This window comes from Collinsella sp. AM13-34 (assembly GCF_003473055.1).
Lineage (GTDB): Bacteria > Actinomycetota > Coriobacteriia > Coriobacteriales > Coriobacteriaceae > Collinsella.
This window is the reverse complement of sequence record NZ_QRLE01000059.1, coordinates 1,023-1,384: the sequence shown is the minus strand read 5'-3', so window position 1 is coordinate 1,384 and position 362 is coordinate 1,023. Positions and strand designations below refer to the sequence as shown.

1 pseudogene is annotated in these 362 nt (G+C 75.4%); it reads right to left on the bottom strand.

The annotated features are described in order from the left end of the window. Positions 1 to 362: pseudogene (locus tag DW151_RS10835) on the bottom strand (IS30 family transposase); the annotation flags it as partial.

Genomic DNA, 362 nt, shown 5'->3' with positions numbered 1-362 from the left:
GGGCACGTCCTCCACGCCGTACGCCTCGAGCAGCGCCGCCGCGTCGCCGCCGAGCATCGCCCGGAAGGCGCGGGCGGGCGTCGCGAAGCCGAGCGCGCCGCGGGGCTCGGAGTTCACGTGCGACATGGCCAGCGCCAGGTCGGCCGGGGCGAGCCGGTCGAACCTGAGGCCGCGGCCCTTGGGCAGCAGCTTCCTGATCTCGACGTGGTTGCGCTCGCAGGCGCCCTTCTGGTCGCTGCGCCGGGGGTCGCAGTAGAACAGCCTCGTCTCGCCGGGCCCCTCGCCGATGAGCGCGGCGATCGCGCCCTCGTCGGAGAACTCGGCGCCGTTGTCGGTGAGCACGGCGCGGAACACGCGGCGCG